Annotated in this window: 13 protein-coding genes; 4 read left to right on the top strand and 9 right to left on the bottom strand. The window is 63.3% G+C overall.

The features are described from left to right. Nucleotides 1-64: 64 nt before the first annotated feature. The 5 genes from ACVOLV_RS20000 to ACVOLV_RS19980 form a co-directional block, all read right to left on the bottom strand. Entirely contained in the window at nucleotides 65-562 is a 498-nt protein-coding gene (locus tag ACVOLV_RS20000) for a DUF4279 domain-containing protein (RefSeq protein WP_481555882.1), read from the bottom strand. A gap of 53 nt (nucleotides 563-615) precedes the next feature. After that, the gene (locus tag ACVOLV_RS19995; RefSeq protein WP_481555881.1) at nucleotides 616-2,004 is read right to left on the bottom strand and encodes a serine hydrolase domain-containing protein; all 1,389 of its coding nucleotides are present in this window, start codon (nucleotides 2,002-2,004) and stop codon (nucleotides 616-618) included. Between the two features lie 238 nt (nucleotides 2,005-2,242). Continuing rightward, nucleotides 2,243-3,628, bottom strand: coding sequence for a DUF3999 domain-containing protein (locus ACVOLV_RS19990; RefSeq protein ID WP_481555880.1), 1,386 nt, complete (start codon nucleotides 3,626-3,628; stop codon nucleotides 2,243-2,245). After that, a complete protein-coding gene (locus ACVOLV_RS19985) occupies nucleotides 3,625-6,366 on the bottom strand; it encodes a DUF2339 domain-containing protein (protein ID WP_481555879.1) in 2,742 nt (913 codons plus the stop codon). The genes ACVOLV_RS19990 and ACVOLV_RS19985 overlap by 4 nt, the downstream gene beginning before the upstream one ends. 315 nt (nucleotides 6,367-6,681) lie before the next feature. Beyond that, a complete protein-coding gene (locus ACVOLV_RS19980) occupies nucleotides 6,682-7,101 on the bottom strand; it encodes a winged helix-turn-helix transcriptional regulator (RefSeq protein WP_481555878.1) in 420 nt (139 codons plus the stop codon). Between the two features lie 105 nt (nucleotides 7,102-7,206). Here ACVOLV_RS19980 and ACVOLV_RS19975 point away from each other — a divergent pair, with 105 nt between their 5' ends. After that, entirely contained in the window at nucleotides 7,207-8,247 is a 1,041-nt protein-coding gene (locus ACVOLV_RS19975; RefSeq protein ID WP_481555877.1) for a pirin family protein, read from the top strand. Nucleotides 8,248-8,547: 300 nt separating this feature from the next. On the opposite strand, the gene gap is transcribed toward ACVOLV_RS19975, so the two are convergent. Beyond that, nucleotides 8,548-9,549 (bottom strand): type I glyceraldehyde-3-phosphate dehydrogenase, encoded by a 1,002-nt coding sequence (gene gap, locus ACVOLV_RS19970; protein WP_057629111.1) that lies wholly within the window; start codon nucleotides 9,547-9,549, stop codon nucleotides 8,548-8,550. A 209-nt stretch (nucleotides 9,550-9,758) separates the two neighbouring features. Here gap and ACVOLV_RS19965 point away from each other — a divergent pair, with 209 nt between their 5' ends. Next, nucleotides 9,759-10,406, top strand: coding sequence for an OmpW/AlkL family protein (locus tag ACVOLV_RS19965; protein WP_481555876.1), 648 nt, complete (start codon nucleotides 9,759-9,761; stop codon nucleotides 10,404-10,406). A gap of 131 nt (nucleotides 10,407-10,537) precedes the next feature. After that, nucleotides 10,538-11,362: a S1/P1 nuclease gene (locus tag ACVOLV_RS19960; RefSeq protein ID WP_481555875.1), complete on the top strand. Its 825-nt coding sequence runs from the start codon at nucleotides 10,538-10,540 to the stop codon at nucleotides 11,360-11,362. A gap of 36 nt (nucleotides 11,363-11,398) precedes the next feature. Here the strand turns inward: ACVOLV_RS19960 and ACVOLV_RS19955 are convergent, their stop codons facing one another. The 3 genes from ACVOLV_RS19955 to ACVOLV_RS19945 are packed head-to-tail and all read right to left on the bottom strand — an operon-like array spanning nucleotide 11,399 to nucleotide 13,956. After that, on the bottom strand, nucleotides 11,399-11,971 hold the full coding sequence (locus tag ACVOLV_RS19955; protein ID WP_481555874.1) for a hypothetical protein: 573 nt from the start codon (nucleotides 11,969-11,971) through the stop codon (nucleotides 11,399-11,401). 1 nt (nucleotide 11,972) lies between these two features. Beyond that, the gene (locus ACVOLV_RS19950; RefSeq protein WP_481555873.1) at nucleotides 11,973-13,598 is read right to left on the bottom strand and encodes a TonB family protein; all 1,626 of its coding nucleotides are present in this window, start codon (nucleotides 13,596-13,598) and stop codon (nucleotides 11,973-11,975) included. Continuing rightward, nucleotides 13,585-13,956, bottom strand: coding sequence for a BlaI/MecI/CopY family transcriptional regulator (locus ACVOLV_RS19945; RefSeq protein WP_481555884.1), 372 nt, complete (start codon nucleotides 13,954-13,956; stop codon nucleotides 13,585-13,587). Before ACVOLV_RS19945 ends, ACVOLV_RS19950 begins: the two co-directional genes overlap by 14 nt. A 121-nt stretch (nucleotides 13,957-14,077) precedes the next feature. On the opposite strand from ACVOLV_RS19945, the gene ACVOLV_RS19940 reads away from it, so the two are divergent. Further along, complete coding sequence (locus ACVOLV_RS19940) at nucleotides 14,078-16,036, top strand: acetyl-CoA hydrolase/transferase C-terminal domain-containing protein (protein WP_481555883.1); 1,959 nt, start codon at nucleotides 14,078-14,080, stop codon at nucleotides 16,034-16,036. The last annotated feature ends 134 nt before the right edge of the window (nucleotides 16,037-16,170 follow it).

Genomic DNA, 16,170 nt, shown 5'->3' with positions numbered 1-16,170 from the left:
GCCGGTAGTACAGAAGCTGCCTGGACTGACAGCAATTGCAGCTATCTTTCCAGTTTTCTTTGCATCAGCTTCGCGGCTCACGCCGCTCCCACATCTGCCTTGTCGATAGAGCCCCTCCCGAGCATGGCTCGGCATTACGACCTCGAGCTTCATCCAGATGATCGTAGATATCCAGCTCCAGCCCAATGCCGCGCATCGTCAACTGCAACAGAGTTTCCGGTGGAAGCACCAGACCATCATTTGATGAGCCCATGAAAACTCCACAGAAGAAATCCATGCTGTACCTGCTGCCGAGCAACTTCCACGTGGCAAGCTCAGATGTCATCTTCCCAAGCAGCTCCGTGATCTGCGCCGCGACGTCCTCAGGCGACCGATCAACGGAACATAGCTTCCATCGTCCGGTTGGCTCGACGTACTTCAGCCTATCGCTTCCAATGATACGAGCATCGCCTTTTGCGGCAGCCGAGGTTGGATCACACCCAAGCAGCGCTGAAATCTCGGCAGGCACCAGATCGTCTCCGAACACACGGAAGGTGACCACGGAACTCTCGGCAGTGCTCATTGGATATACCTCAACTGTTTCTCCTCACGCTTGGAGTCCATTAGCGAGAACAATCACAACGGCAGGCGATGAACGATGAAGTTCACTACGTTTTCCATCGCGCCAGGATCAACATTGCTCAAACCTATCACCACGTAGCCCGCCTCAGGCAGCACCACCAACGACGTATTCGCCCCTGGCGCTCCACCTTCGTGGCCATACTGCCGCTCCGCACCCTTCCCGCCAACCATGAAGCCATAGCCGTACCACGCCTTGTTGTTCTGCGGTGATGTGGCCAACGCCAATGACTCAGGCAATATCAGCCGACCTGCACGCAGTGCTTCGGCAAACTTCAGCATGTCCGCAACCGTGCTGTAGCCGCCACCAGCAGACGTGCCTCTCCATGGCAGCATTTTGGTTTCCTGCACCCACTTGCCGTCAACCTTGGCATAGGCCACCGCGCGCCCCGGAACAGCAACCGATTCGGGCTCCGAGCCAGTCGCACTCATTCCGGCAACACGAAAGATATGCTGATCCACGTAGTCGTAATACGACTGCCCGCTCACCGCTTCGATGATCGAGCCGAGCAGAATGTAACCGTAGTTCGAGTAACCATCCTCAGTGCCCGGCGTTGAGCTCAGCGGCTCGGCGCTGGCGAGACTCCAGTAGTCGTTCAAGGTGCGCAAGGATTGCGAGCGCTTTTCGAACTCCTCGCCGAACACATCACCAAGCCCGCTGGTGTGATTGAGCAGCTGGCGGATGCTGATTGCCCTGGCCACTTCCTGGTTTGGATAGCGCTCAAGGTGCGTGGCGATCGCGTCATCCAGCGACAGTTTTCCCGCATCCTGCAACTGCAGGATGGCCACGGCAGTAAACATCTTGTTTAATGAGGCCAGCCGGAACCGGGTTGCTTCTTCTACGCCCAAGGCGTGCTCGCGATCTGCGGCGCCACCTTGCCACACCAATACAACCTTGCCGTGCTTCGCCACCAGCACGGCACCGGACAAACTGTCAGCTGCACGCGCTGCATCCAAGCGTGCCTTGCCTGCGGCCAACACCTGCGTCAGCGACATCCGTTGTGGCTTGAATTCATCCGGAAGATCCATCCCTTCCAGCTGCAGTTTGGTGACATCAAACGGGTCGGAGGCATCCACCTCCAACGTCGCCAGTACGCCACGATCCGTCATCTCCGACAGCAATATCAGCTGCGCACCTTCCGCAGCACTGGACTTGACGCCCAGCAGTTTGAACGTCCCCAGTGATTGACGGATATCCAGAAAGCGTTGCGCCTCCTGCCCAACCTTGTAGTCCGCCAGGAATGTCTGCAGCGCATCGCGGTCCCCACTGTTGTATGCGGCTAGCCACAAATTGAAGACCTGCTCGGCATGTGCATCAGGCAAGGGCTGCCTGGCAGCGGCGACGGCCGAAAAGCCAAGCAGAACTGCAACCGCAAGCGATTTCATGAACATACGCCGATCAATCCTTTCCGTTGCCAGCAGCACCTGTAGTGCCGAGCCATGCTCGGCAAGGGCATTACCGACACATCCCGACTGTAGAAGCGGCGTCAGCCGCGAAGCAGATGAACCCAAAAGGGCAAAAAGCCCCCCTCCCCCGGCCCTCCCCTTCGCTTTGCGAAAGGGAGGGAGGTACGCCGGTCAGCCGCATTGGGAAAGCCCCTGCCGAGCATGGCTCGGCACTACGTCAGGTGTCTTTTTTGTCTGCGCGACTGCTGCGGATCAGGCTGAACGCAAAACCCGCTACTGCTGCAGCGCCCAAGACCAGCACCACCCACAGCACGATGTTCTTCCAATCGCGCGGGGCTTCAGTTGGCTGATAGGCGGCATCACCTGCGCGCTGCGCGCCCGCACCCAACGTCGCTGCGACCGGCTGCCATTGCGCGCCGTTGTGTGCACGCAAGGCTGCCAGCATCGGATCCAGCGCCGCCTGCACCTTGCCTTCGTCCGCGCTGCCTGCAACCAACAGGTAAGGCGCACGTCCCTGCGCAAGAAACACCACGCTGCCGGGGCGGTACCCCAAACGCAAGGTGGGTGCAGCAGCAGGCACCGCACCAGGCTCTGCCTGCAGACGCCACTGCCGGTCATCGACGATGCCCGAGGTTTCCAACGGTGGTGAGCGCTGTTGCTTGCCGGCCTGACTCAGGTTCCATGCATTCCAGCCACTGGTCAGCGTCTGCCAGACCGGCTCCCCACTGTCAGCGCGCGAACGATCCTCATCGCGACTGGATACCGTCCAGCTCACCGCGCTATTGGCAGGCATCACCACATCCAGGCGCTGCACCGGGAACCGCCCTTTCAAGCGGTACAGGTAACCGCCCTTGCCATTGCCACCGGCAGCTGCCTGCAGTTCCTGCCATTGCCAGTCGCCAACCTCGACCGCGTCGGCGAACTCGCCGCGCAGCCCCTGCAGCTCCGGCGCACCGCTGCGCTGCAGCGGTACCATGCGCAGATAGCGCAAGCCTGACTCGACCTTGATGCTGTTGCTGCGCAGCTCGTTGCCTTGGTTACGCAGCTGCACCAGCCGCACCTGCGGATCCAGCACCTGCCAGCCACGCAGGTCATCGCTGCCTTCGAGGCGATAGCCGAGATCCAGCGTCGCCGCCGTGTCATTCCAATCAACCAGCAGTTTGTGCAGCTTGCCCGCCTCGTCACCAAGATCGATCAGCCATACCGGATCGGCACTACCAACCGCAGGTGTCGCACCTACCGAATTGCGGATCGACACCACTTTGCCAGCGGTATCGCGCTCCACCACGATGCTCAGGTCCTCATCGCCGCCCGCGCTGGCCGCAGGCAACGCAAACCACTGCAACGGGGCGATACGCAGCGCGCCACCAAGCGGCGTTGCAGCTGCGTAGACGGCGCTGGCAACCGGTTTGCCATCGGCATCTATCACCCGTACATCGCGCAGGTCACGCCAATGCGCGGCGGCATACACCGATGCATCCAGCGGCACACGGTAGGCGCCGGCATCGGCCTGGGACAGCTGCAACGGCCACTGCCGGGCGAAATCGTCAGCGGCGTAAGCACTGAAAGGCAACAAGGCCAGTACCAGCAGGCGCTTGATCATGCGGTTGTTTCCTCGTTGTTTGTTTCAGTACCCACCCGACGCGGCGGTGCTGGTGCCAGCCAGCCGACCAGGGTGCACAGCAGGCCATAGGCGATGAAGGCACCAATACCCAGCAGATCGCCCAGGTTGCCGCGATCGATCAGCAGCAGCTTGGCCAACACCACGCTCATAAGGATGGCACCGGCCAGCCACAGTCCCCACTGGCCACGACGCGAGCCGGAGATCCAGCCGATCACACCCAGCAGGCTCCAGACCACGGTCAGGCTGGTCTGCGCCAATTTGCTGCCGAGCAGACTGTCGCTCCAAGGCACATCGCCCCAGTGGTGCACAGCACGCAGCGTCATCACCGTCACCAATACCAGCGCGGCCACTGCCGTGCCCACCAGCTGCATCGGCAACGCTGCCGCGCCCGCATTCTGGCGCAGGCGCATCGCCAGCAAGGCAAGCACGGCGATCTCGGCCAGTTCCAGCGGGTTCAACACAACAATCCATGGCAACGGCGCAGCCGAGCCGGAGCTGCTCAGCGAGGTCAGCCACCACAAGCCAAGTGCCGCGAATACGGCGATCTGCAAGGCCTTGCGATAGCCATCAAACGCTGCGCCCAAGGGCTGCGACAACCACGCCCAGCGATACATCGACAACACCGCCAGCAACAGCCACGGCAGTGCCAGCAGCATGCCAACCCAGCCTTCGGCCAGCGCGAAGCGGTCGCCGATATGCCAAGCCAACAGCGACAAAACGGTCGGCCACAGCAGCCACCAGGCCAGCTGCGCCAAACCGGCGACCGTACCGCTGCCAGCGCGCAGGCACATCAGGCTGCGCACACCCAGAACGGCGAACACTGCCCACGCCACCGCGCCGTAGCCGGCGAATGGTTGGCCGTACTCGGACACCTGCAGGAAGGCCACCGGGAAGGCCATCACCAGTGCGCCCAGCGTGGTCAAGGACAGCGCCAGCGCCGGTGCGCGACGCTGCACTTCCGCGGCCAGCCAACCGGTCACACCAAGCAGTAGCAAGACCGCATGCAGACGACTGCCGAGCTCGACGAAATCACCAATCTCCATGATCACGTTGCCCATCCACCAGGCCAAGGCCCACAGATAGGCCACGGTCGCCACCTGCTGATTACCCGCACGCCGGTACCACCATGCGGTGGCGAAGCCGGCCACGGCGATCAGCAGGGCGCCCATGAAGGCTGCGTTGGCGATGGCAATGGTCGCGCTGGAATGGCTACCCGACACACCAATCGCCAAGGCCGCCGCGGCAGCCAATTGCAGGCCCAAGCCGGTCCAGCGTGCCAAGCGACGCTGCTGGGTCAGGCCCAGCCAGACCAGACCCGCGCCTTCCAGCGCGAACACCGATGCCGTCGCCTTGGCCGACAACGCCAGCGGCACCGCCAAGGTGGCAAAGCCCACCGCAAGAATGGCGTAGCCGCGGGCCAGCACATTCATGCGCTCGTTATTGATCAGCGCGCGTGCCAGCACCGCGTACAGCGCGGCCACGCCCAGTGCGCAGAATGCCAACGGCATACGGTCACCCTGCAGCAACGCCGCCTGCAGTGAGAACGCGACCAGCGGCGTGCCGAACAGCAGGCAGCCATCGATACGCGCACCGCCTTCGCTACTGGCCTTGCGGGCATACAGCAATGGCAACAGCAGATAGAACACGAAGAACAGCACCAGGAACGGCTCGGTACTGTTGAAATTCGCTGGCGTGTACTTCAACACGCCCCAAGCGGTACCAATGCCCCAGGTAAAGACAAACCCCAGCAGGTTGAGGATGCGCCACGGCCGCACCCAGGCGATGGCGAAGATGCCCGCGTTGAGCAGTGCGTAATACGAGAACAAGGCGACGTGGTTGCCGCTGCCGTCCGACAGCCAGATTGGTGCCATGAAGCCGGCCAGCACGCCGAGGATGGCCAGGGTCCTGCTCTCCTGCAGCACCGCCATCACTGACAGGCCGGCAATCAGCACCACACTCAATGCGAAGGCAGCACCCGTGCCGATCATTCCATAGTTCTTGCAGGCGGAAAACACCACCAGCAACAGGATGCCGATCATGCCGCCCTGCATCGCCAAGGCGAAGCTGCGATGGCTTTCGCGCTTGCGCCAGGCGAATACCAATCCGGCCAATGCCGCTGCACTGATGCCAGCCAGCTTCAGGCTGACCGGCACGGTGAACCAGCCCTGGTCAGTGGCGTACTTGAGCAACGCCGCCACGCCCGCCAGCAGCACCAGCATGCCGACCTTGACCGGCACATTGCCGCTGGTCAGCCATTGCTTGGCATAGGCGACTGCACGTTCGATGAAATTGGGTTCGGCCGGTTGGGCGGGCTCGGCTGGTGTCCAGGTCTGCTGCGGGGCCGGCTCACGGCGCTCGGGCACCGGACGGCGGGGCGCGCTTGCCAGCGGGTCGAGCGGATCAAGCCTGGGCGGCAAGGGTGGAGGCGCCGGCGCCGCAGCCACAGGTTCCGGAACGGAGACCGATGGAACAGCCACCTCTGGCTCGACAACGGAATCAGCCGGATCGGCCTCCGGCTCCATCCAGGCATAGGGCTGGACTGCCTCGGCGCGCTGCGGCCCTACGGCTTCGGCACCGCCAGCAGCCACGCGCTCTTCGAGCGCGGCAACGCGGCGCTTCAGCGAAGACACCGATACCAAGGCGGCCACCAGCAACACCGGGATCGCCAGCGCGGCCAGTACCAGCAGCACTATCAACAACACCCAACCATCGTCCATCGATCATCCTTGTGCACCTGAACGTGCTGCATCACCTTATCCGCGCCACCTGAAAACGCAAGGTGCCCCCAGTCAGCTTCAGCCCGCCCCGCAGCGCAATGTCGTTGGCCCAAGCGTTTGAGCCACGTTGAGACCCAGACTGCACTTTTGTGGGAGCGGCGTAAGCAGCGAAGCCGGTACATCATCAGATGGCACACGCACCAAGGGTCTCAGCACCTTCAGCTTCGCGGCTTACGCCGCTCCCACACAGAACGCTGCTCGCGCAACACTGGCATCGGCTTGGTGGCTTGGTGGGCGGGTGGTGATTGGACAGCATCAGTCTTGCAGCGAGGCCTCCTCGGCATCGCGCTGGCGATCATCGAAGTCAGAGCGGGCCTGATCCATCTGCGGCTGGTGCGCCCAGGCCCACTGCAGCAAGGCATCCACCGGCTGAAGCAGTGATTGCCCCAATCCGGTCAACGCGTAATCGACCTGCGGCGGCACGGTCGGGTAGACACTGCGGCTGACCAGTCCGTCCCGTTCCAAGCCCCGCAGCGTCCGCGCAAGCATGCGCGGCGACACGCCACTCAATTCACGCCGCAACTGATTGAAGCGGCGCGGTTGTTCGCGCAGTGCGATTACCGCCAGCAGGCTCCATTTCTCGCCGACACGATCCAGCAGCAAGCGCACCTGCTGGCAATACGCAGCGTCGTCAGCCGCCGCCGGCCCGGTATCACCGGTGTGAGTAACTGCCATCGGCGTGCCTCCTTGTGGTGTTGAAACGCGCACCCATCAATAGAGCATGTCGACGCGGAGCGACGCCAGTCCTGCACCGCGTCCCACCACTCCAAGGAGCCGCCAATGTCCAACCTGATCCTCCGCAATGAACCGCTGGGCAACCCCTGGCCGGGCACCGATCCTTTCCTGTTCTGCGCCCATCACCTGGACCGGTATCCGCCAGCCACCGCCGAGCAGGGCGTGGACATGCGCCAGCTGGGCGGCCGTGAGCTTGGCCATGACTTCAGCGGCAAAGATGGCTTCAGCATGTACCACGGGGTCAACGTGCCGGGCTTCCCTGCGCACCCGCACCGGGGTTTTGAGACCATCACCATCGTGCCGCAGGGGCTGGTGGACCACGCCGATTCGCTGGGCGCGACCGCGCGCTATGGCGATGGCGACGTGCAGTGGCTTACTGCCGGCGGCGGCACCCAGCATTCGGAGATGTTCCCGCTGCGCTCACGCGAGCATGCCAATCCGCTGGATCTGTACCAGATCTGGTTGAACCTGCCGCCGCATAACAAGATGGCTGATCCGGAATTCGTGATGCTGTGGGGCGAGAACATTCCCCACTACCGCATCGACGGGGTTGAGGTGAAAGTGGTTGCGGGCCGCTATGTGCCGCAGGAAGCCGGCCACGCCGAGCTGGTGCCGCTGGCACCTGGACGCAGCTCCTGGGCCGCCAGCCCTGAAGGCGATGTCGCTGTCTGGCAGATCACCTTGCAGCCGGGTGCTGCGGTGACCTTGCCGCCGGCCAGCGGGCAAGGCACGCGGCGCACGCTGTACTTCCATGATGGCAGGCAGCTGCTGGTGGATGGTGATGTGATCAGCGGGCCACGCTTGCTGGAAGTGGTTGCCGGCAGTGCCTTGCCAGTGCGCAACAGTGGCGAGGACGTGGTGCAGATCCTGGTGTTGCAGGGCGTGCCGATCGGTGCGCCGGTGGTGGCGTACGGCCCGTTCGTGATGAATACCGCCGAGGAGATCGAACAGGCGCGGCGCGATTATGGCCGCACCCGGTTTGGTGGCTGGCCGTGGTCCAGCCATGGGCCGGTGCACGCGGCTGGGCAGGGACGGTTTGCCAAGCATCCGGGCAGTGATGGGATTGAGTTGCCGCCTTCGGAGTGAAAGGCGAACGAATGTGTCACTTGCAACAGCGGGTAACCCGAGCAAGGACCTGGAGCACAAGCAATAGCAACAGCACCCCTCCCAACCCTCCCCTTCACCTTCGGTGAAAGGGAGGGCTTGAGCAAGAGCAACAGCACCCCTCCCAACCCTCCCCTTCGCCTTCGGTGAAAGGGAGGGCTTGAGCAATAGCAACGGCACCCCTCCCAACCCTCCCCTTCGCCTGCGGCGAAAGGGAGGGCTCTAAAAAAAAGCAGAACGGGCGCCTTTCGGCGCCCGTTCTGTTTACAGCGGTTGCGTGGATCAGGCGGCGACGACGCGCACCATTTCCAGGCACTTGTTGGAGTAGCCCCACTCGTTGTCGTACCAGCTGACCAGCTTGACGAAGGTGCTGTCCAGGGCGATACCGGCTTCGGCATCGAACACGGAGGTGTGGGTCTCGCCACGGAAGTCGGTGGCAACCACCTTGTCTTCGGTGTAACCGAGGATGCCCTTCAGCGCGCCTTCGCTCTGTGCCTTCACTTCGGCGCAGATTTCAGCGTAGGTGGCTTCCTTCTCCAGCTCGACGGTCAGGTCGACCACCGACACGTCCGAGGTCGGCACGCGGAAGCTCATGCCGGTCAGCTTCTTGTTCAATTCCGGGATCACCACGCCCACGGCCTTGGCAGCACCAGTGGAGGACGGAATGATGTTTTCCAGGATGCCGCGGCCGCCGCGCCAATCCTTGTTGGACGGGCCGTCAACGGTCTTCTGGGTAGCGGTGGCAGCGTGCACGGTGGTCATCAGGCCACGCTTGATGCCCCACTTGTCGTTGATGACCTTGGCCAGCGGGGCCAGGCAGTTGGTGGTGCACGAAGCGTTGGAGACGATGCTCTGGCCAGCGTAGGTCTTGTGGTTCACGCCGAACACGAACATCGGCGTGTCGTCCTTGGACGGGGCCGACAGGATCACCTTCTTGGCGCCCGCGTCGAGGTGCTTCTGCGCGGTTTCCTTGGTCAGGAACAGGCCGGTGGACTCGATCACCACGTCCACGCCGACTTCGTCCCACTTCAGGTTGGCCGGATCGCGCTCCTGGGTGAGGCGGATCTTCTTGCCGTTGACCAGCAGGTCGCTGCCCGACACTTCCACGTCGGCCTTGAAGCGGCCATGCACGGAGTCGTACTTGAGCATGTAGGCCAGGTAATCCGGCTCCAGCAGATCATTGATGGCCACGATCTCGATGTCGTTGCCGAAGTTCAACACTGCCGAACGCAGCACATTGCGCCCGATGCGACCGAAACCGTTGATGCCGACCTTGATTGCCATGTTCACAAGCTCCTGCAGCCGCAAAGCCGTTGCGGCGGGGTGGAAAGGGGACGCCATTCTAGCAGGACCCATGCCCGCCCCGTGGCGCTCTGCCATCCCCCCGCAGCTGAGCGCCAGCTGAGCGCAAACCCCTGTTTGATCAGGATCAAAGCGGTACCCGGGCGCTGGCCGGACACTGGCGCCACCTCCACCAAGTAACGGAATTACACATGCGCAAGACCTCCGCCCTGCTGCTTTCCGCCATGGCCGCCGCCGTGTCCCTGGCTGCCGCCGCCCCCGCCATGGCCCAGTCCAAGGGCGATTGGACTCTGGGCGTCGGCGTCCATGCAGTTGACCCGAAGTCCGATGCCGGCGATCTGAATGGCGCCGCGCTGGGCCTGGGCAAGCTGCCCACCAAGGTCGACAGCGACGTCAAGCCGACCGTCACCTTTGAATACTTCGTCGCCGACAACATCGGTATCGAAGTGCTGGCAGCGCTGCCGTTCAAGCACGACGTCAGCATCGACGGCGTTGGCAAGGTCGGCGAAACCAAGCAGCTGCCGCCGGTGGTCTCGCTGCAGTACCACTTCACCAACAGCAGCAAGGTCACCCCGTTCGTCGGCCTGGGCGTGAACTACACCAAGTTCTTCAGCACCGACAGCAAGGGCGCGCTGGCTGGTACCAAGCTGAAGCTGGAAGATTCGTGGGGCCTGGCTGCACATGCCGGCCTGGACTTCGCGGTCAGCGACAAGGGCGCACTGCGCGTTGACATGCGCTGGGCCGATATCGACACCAAGGTGAAGGTCAACGGCAACAAGCTGGGCACCGCCAAGATCGATCCGTTGGTGTACGGCGTGGCTTACGTCTTCAAGTTCTGAGGCTGGCCGCAGTTGATGGGCAGGCAGTAAGCACTCCCTCCCCCAACGAGCACGCCCCCGGCCACAACCGGGGGCGTGTTTCGCCATCTGCAGCACGCAGCAGACGCCGCCACAGCCGTTAGAATGGCGGCATGAACAAGCTCCACCGTCTCCTGATGCCGGCACTGGGCATCGCCATCGCTGTTTCCGCATCCTTCCCCGGTCAGGCACTGGCATGGGGCGCACAAGGCCACCGTCTGGTCGCACGGATCGCCGAAACCCGGCTGGACCCCCAGGCCAAGGCCGAAATCGACCGACTATTGGCAAGCGAGCCGGGGGCCACTCTCAGCAGCATCGCGCCCTGGGCCGACCAGCTGCGTGCCAGCGACCCGGACCTGGGCAAGCGCTCGGCCGGCTGGCACTACGTCAACATGGCCGAGGACGGCTGCATCTTCTCCCCACCCAAGCACTGCCGGAACGGCGACTGCGTGGTGGGCGCCCTGCAGCAGCAGAGCGCACTGTTGGCCAACCGCCAGCTCAGCGATGCCGAACGCCTGCAGGCACTGAAGTTCGTCGTGCACCTGGTCGGTGACCTGCACCAACCCCTGCACGCCGGTTTTGGTCACGACCGCGGCGGCAACAACTACCAGCTGCAGTTCAATGGCCGCGGTACCAACCTGCACTCGGTCTGGGACAGCGGCATGTTCTATCCGCTGCAGCTGAACGATGATCAGTTCCTGCAACGCCTGCAGCTGCTGCCAACCCCCAGCGGTGTGCATGCGCCAGACCTGCAGCGCGATCCCGCCCTGTGGGCCGAGCAGACCTGCCGCATCGCCACCCGCAAAGGCCTGTACCCGGACGGCCACAAGATCGACGAGCGTTATACCGCCGTGTGGGAGCCGGTTGCCGAGGCCCAGCTTCGTCTGGGCGGTGAACAGTTGGGAGCCTTGTTGAACCAGCTGCTCGAAGCTCCCTGAGCAATCAACGCGCCTGCACCACCTGCAGGCACATGTTCAGTGCAAGGCGTCCTCGCGCCGCACCATTGCCTTGCCCTCGATCACTTCGAAGGTGAAGGCATAGGCCAGGGTTACCGGCACCGCCTCGATGCGTGAGGCAGTGCTGCAGTCCCCGTTCGACGGCGCCATTACACCAGCAGCGTAGTGACAGACCGCAGCAGGTTCGAACGACCAAGCGGAAGTGGCGGTCAGCGCTGCCTGCAGCAGGCCTGCGTTGGCCGCGTCACTTCCCGCACCGCAGGCCGAATGCGCCAACAGCGGCGCGCTACGTTGCACCCGTCCTTGCGCATCAAGGATGACATTCACGCATACCGTGGTGGCATCCAGCGAACGTTTGGCGTACTCCGACGGCAGCACCGGATCATCGGTACTGACGGCAACCGGCATGCGGAAGCTTTCCGTGGCAGCCAACTGATAGGGCTGTATCTCGCCTGCACCGCCGGACGACTCGGGCGTCAGCATCTGCCGGTGCTGGTTGAGGTTGAAACTGCTGCTCGCCTGCTCTTTCGCTGGCTGCGTCGCACAGCCGGCAAGCATCAACACCAGCAGCATCAGCGCATGCCCGCGCACCTCAGCCCCTGCTCTGGGTTGCGGAGTGGTGCATCTCCTCATCGTCCATATCAAACGAAATCGGCACCTGGATAAGGCCGGCGACCGGCTTGCCGTCCTTCATCGCCGGCGTGAAGCGCCACTGCCTTGCAGCGGCAATCGACACTTCCTCGAACACACCCTTGGGATGCGCCTCGGTGACAACGACGTCGGTCGCCCGGCCTTCGGCATCCACCGCGATACGCAGCACCACCTTGCCGGTGGTGCGACTGTCCACCGCAGCGCGCGGATAGCTGGGCGGCGGCATCCGCCCGGCATTCTGCAAGGCAATCTGTTCGGTCTTGCCGGACGCTGCCGATACGATGGCCGGATCACCAGCCGCCAAGGCAATCGATCGCAGCTCCAGCACCCAGGTCGAGCGCCCGTCGGCGGTGGACACTTCAATGCCTGCCGCCACATCGGGTTTGATCAACAAGGTGGGCGACGAGATCAGATCCCCGTTCGCCCTCAGCGTGCCTTTGAGCGTGAGCATGCCGTCAGCGGCAGGCTGCAAGGTGAACTCCGCTGCCCACTGCACGCCCTTGTCCGAGCTGGCACTGAAGGAAAACGGCGTGCCTGCCGACTGCTGCAGCTCGAAGCGCTGCCTGGTGCCTTCCAGCGTCGCTTCCACGAAGGTTGCGTATACCGTGCCCTTGCCGGTCGTCGTCGAGGTCGATGAAGAAGACGATGTGGACGTCGACGAAGAAACCGACACCGCCTTGCCTGGCTGCGCGGCCCAGGCGGTGTAACCGAAAGCGGACGACAAGCCCACCGACAGCACCAACATGGCACACCACTGCTTCCTGCCCGGTACGGGACGCTTCAACATGGCAATACGCTCCTTCAATGGATGATGGTTCTGCCAGTGACACCCCACCGGCAACGGGGACGCGGCCAGCCCGGTCTTGAGCATGGCCTCGCCATAACTGCGGCGTGCGCCTGATAGCTGCGCAATCACACGTTCATCGCAGGACAACTCCTGGTCTTCCCGGCAACAGCGCAGGGCAAACAACAACAGCGGGTTGAACCAGTACAGGCACTGCAACAGCGCCAGCAATGCGTTGATCGCGATGTCGCCGCGTTGCAGATGCACGCGCTCATGCAGCAGCACCAGTTGCTGCTCGATAGGCAGATAGCGTTGTTCGAAATCTGCCGGCAGCACGATCCGCGGCCGCAACAAGCCCATCGCCGCCGGCAACCCCGCCACTGTCTGCGCCTGCCACAAGCCGTCACCGCGCTGGCTGAGCCGGCCCAATCCGCGCTGGAAACTCCGCTGCTGGCGATACAAACGCACTGCCATCAGCAGCACGCCGGCCAACCATGCGCAGCACAGCCACAACGGCCAATTCCCTATCACGGCGGGACCGGCAACCACCGCTTGCCCGACCTGCACCGCCACCTCGCTGACCCGCATCGGCACTGCCGCAACCTGCGGCGCAGGCAGCAGCACCGCCAGCAGCGTCACCGGCAGCAGCAGCCACAGCAGGTAAGCAGCACTTGCCCCGAGCCAGCGCCGCAGCGGCCGACGCAGGATCAGTGCCAGCGCAACCGCCGCACTGCTGGCCAAGGTGGTCTTCAGCAACAGCGCCAGGATCTCAGTGCTGCTCATCATCGAGTTCCTCCAACAGTTTGCGCAGCTCGGCCACGTCTTCGCGGCTGAGCCGCTGGTGCTGGCTGAAATGGGCCACCAAGGGCGCAACCCGGCCATCGAACAGGCGCTCGATCAGGCTGCTGCTCTCTTCCAGCAACCAGGCATCGCGCTGCACCAGCGGCGTATACAGAAAACGCCGACCGTCCTTGGTGGCACTGATCGCGGACTTGTTGAGCAAGCGGTTGAGCAGGGTCTTGACCGTGGCCTCGGCCCACTCGTTGCCACCGGGCAGTCGCGCGATGACTTCGTCGGCAGACAACGGGTGCTGCCCCCACAGGACCTCCATGACCACGGCCTCGGCCTCGCTGATACGGATCATCGTTTACACCTGTAATTTTTTGCGATTACACGAGTAAATGAAAGCCCTGTCAAGCCCTCACCAAGTGATTCAGGGCGGACATGCTGTAATGCCGATACCCCCGCAGATACCGGACACCATGCCCCATCACGTGACCGACCTCGACGCCGCCGTGGACTGGCTGTTGAGCAACATCCAAGGTCCATTGCGCATCGGCGCACCACTGGCGCTGGGCAAACCCCACCGTTTGCTCAATGCCTTGTATGCGCGTATCGAACACGACCCGGCGCGGCCGCTGCAGTTGTATACCGCCTTGTCGTTGAACCCGCCGCAGGCCAAAGGTGATGGTTTGGAAGCGCGTTTCATGCGCCCGTTCGTCGAACGCCACTTCGGCGCCGACTTCCCGCGCCTGGCCTACTCCGATGCCATCGCCCGCGACGCCCTGCCTGCACATGTGCAGGTGGAAGAGTTCTACATGCAGTCCGGCGCTCTGTTGCGTTCGTCGCAGGCGCAGCGCTATTACACCAGCCTCAACTACACACACGCCGCCGATGCAGTGGCGCAGCGCGCGCCGAATGCGATCGTGCAGAAGGTGGCCTACCGCGAGGGCAGCAATCAGCTGTCACTGTCGTGCAACAACGACATCACCCAGGACACGCTCGATGCCATCGCTGCGCGCGGTCTGCCCAAGCCGCTCTTGATCGCCGAGATCGATCCGCAGCTACCGTGGCTGGGCGGTACCGCCGCCGTCGATCCGGACTTCTTCGATCTGGTGATCACCCCGCCCGGTCCTTACCCGCGGCTGTTTGGCCTGCCGCGGCAACCGGTCAGCGATGCCGACTACGCCATCGGCCTGTACGCCAGCACCCTGGTGCGCGACGGCGGCACCTTGCAGATCGGTATCGGCACACTTGCCGACGCACTCAGCCATGCGTTGGTGTTGCGGCATACCGACAACGCACGCTATCGGCAGATCCTGCACGCGCTGGATCCGCAAATCGCCGAGCACCCGCTGGTACATGAAGCAGGTGGGCTGGGGCCGTTCGAAATCGGCCTGTACGGCTGCAGCGAGATGCTCAACGAAGGCTTCCGCAAGCTGGTGCAGACCGGCGTGATCTGGCGCAAGGTGCATGATGATCTTGGCCTGATGCAGCGTTTGGCCGACGGCACCGCCAGCAATGGCGACCGCGGCCGTCTGGCACGCGAAGGCGAGTATCTGCACGGCGCCTTCTATCTTGGCTCAGCCGAGTTCTACGACTGGCTGCACAACCTCCCCGAAGCCGAGCGCAGCGCCATCGGCATGCGTCGCATCAGTGAGATCAACCAGCTCTACGGCGGCAACGAGGCATTGGAACGCCTGCAGCGCCGCGATGCGCGCTTCTTCAACTCCTGCATGATCGCCAGCGCGCTGGGTGCTGCGGCATCGGATGCGCTTGAAGACGGACGGGTGGTGTCCGGCGTTGGTGGCCAATACAACTTCGTGGCAATGGCACATGCCCTGCCCGATGCACGCAGCATTCTGATGTTCCGCGCCGTGCGCGAAGATGCCGGCAAGCCGCAATCCAACGTGCGCTGGAACTATGGCCACACCACCATTCCGCGTCATCTGCGTGATGTATTCGTCAACGAGTACGGCATCGCCGACCTGCGCAACCTGACCGACGAAGACTGCGTGGTCGCGATGGGTAGCATCACCGATGCGGCATTCCAGCCGGCGCTATTGGATCAAGCCAAGGCCTCGAAGAAACTTGCGGCGAACTTCACGGCGCCAGCGCATTGGCAACAGAACCGCGCCGAGCTGCTCAAGGCAACGCTGGCCCCGTTCCGTGCGGATGGCAGCCTGCCGGACTATCCGCTGGGCAGTGACTTCGATGCCGTCGAGCAGGATCTTGTGCGGGCCTTGGGTTGGCTGAAATCTGCCACTGCGACGCAAATGGGGAAGCTGCGCACCGTAGTCGCAGCCTTGCGCCAAGCGCCCGCCGAGAACGATGCGATGTACATGCAGCGGATGGGGCTGGAGCGGCCTGCCAGTTTTGGCGAGCGGCTCAATGCTGGGTTGCTGCGGGTTGGTCTGGCGCGGAGTGCGGGTAAAGCTTGATGGTGTGCATCGCAACCTGATCGCACGCAGAGAAGACAGGTTTTGTAGGAGCGGCGTAAGCCGCGAAGCTGACAATCAATATTGGCATCGGTAGCCAAAGGTTCTCAGCGTCCCCGGGTAAGCCCCGCACCCCA

Source organism: Stenotrophomonas sp. STEN023 (assembly GCF_056760135.1).
Note: the sequence above shows the minus strand (reverse complement) of the source record. Positions and strands in the feature narration are given on the sequence as shown.

What these genes read in the sequence shown, in the direction of transcription:
- ACVOLV_RS19940 (WP_481555883.1), top strand. Translation starts at nt 14,078, where the DNA reads ATGCCCCATCACGTGACCGACCTCGACGCCGCCGTGGACTGGCTGTTG.
- ACVOLV_RS19980 (WP_481555878.1), bottom strand. Translation starts at nt 7,101, where the DNA reads ATGGCAGTTACTCACACCGGTGATACCGGGCCGGCGGCGGCTGACGAC.
- gap (WP_057629111.1), bottom strand. Translation starts at nt 9,549, where the DNA reads ATGGCAATCAAGGTCGGCATCAACGGTTTCGGTCGCATCGGGCGCAAT.
- ACVOLV_RS19985 (WP_481555879.1), bottom strand. Translation starts at nt 6,366, where the DNA reads ATGGACGATGGTTGGGTGTTGTTGATAGTGCTGCTGGTACTGGCCGCG.
- ACVOLV_RS19960 (WP_481555875.1), top strand. Translation starts at nt 10,538, where the DNA reads ATGAACAAGCTCCACCGTCTCCTGATGCCGGCACTGGGCATCGCCATC.
- ACVOLV_RS19995 (WP_481555881.1), bottom strand. Translation starts at nt 2,004, where the DNA reads ATGAAATCGCTTGCGGTTGCAGTTCTGCTTGGCTTTTCGGCCGTCGCC.
- ACVOLV_RS19965 (WP_481555876.1), top strand. Translation starts at nt 9,759, where the DNA reads ATGCGCAAGACCTCCGCCCTGCTGCTTTCCGCCATGGCCGCCGCCGTG.
- ACVOLV_RS19975 (WP_481555877.1), top strand. Translation starts at nt 7,207, where the DNA reads ATGTCCAACCTGATCCTCCGCAATGAACCGCTGGGCAACCCCTGGCCG.
- ACVOLV_RS19950 (WP_481555873.1), bottom strand. Translation starts at nt 13,598, where the DNA reads ATGAGCAGCACTGAGATCCTGGCGCTGTTGCTGAAGACCACCTTGGCC.
- ACVOLV_RS20000 (WP_481555882.1), bottom strand. Translation starts at nt 562, where the DNA reads ATGAGCACTGCCGAGAGTTCCGTGGTCACCTTCCGTGTGTTCGGAGAC.
- ACVOLV_RS19990 (WP_481555880.1), bottom strand. Translation starts at nt 3,628, where the DNA reads ATGATCAAGCGCCTGCTGGTACTGGCCTTGTTGCCTTTCAGTGCTTAC.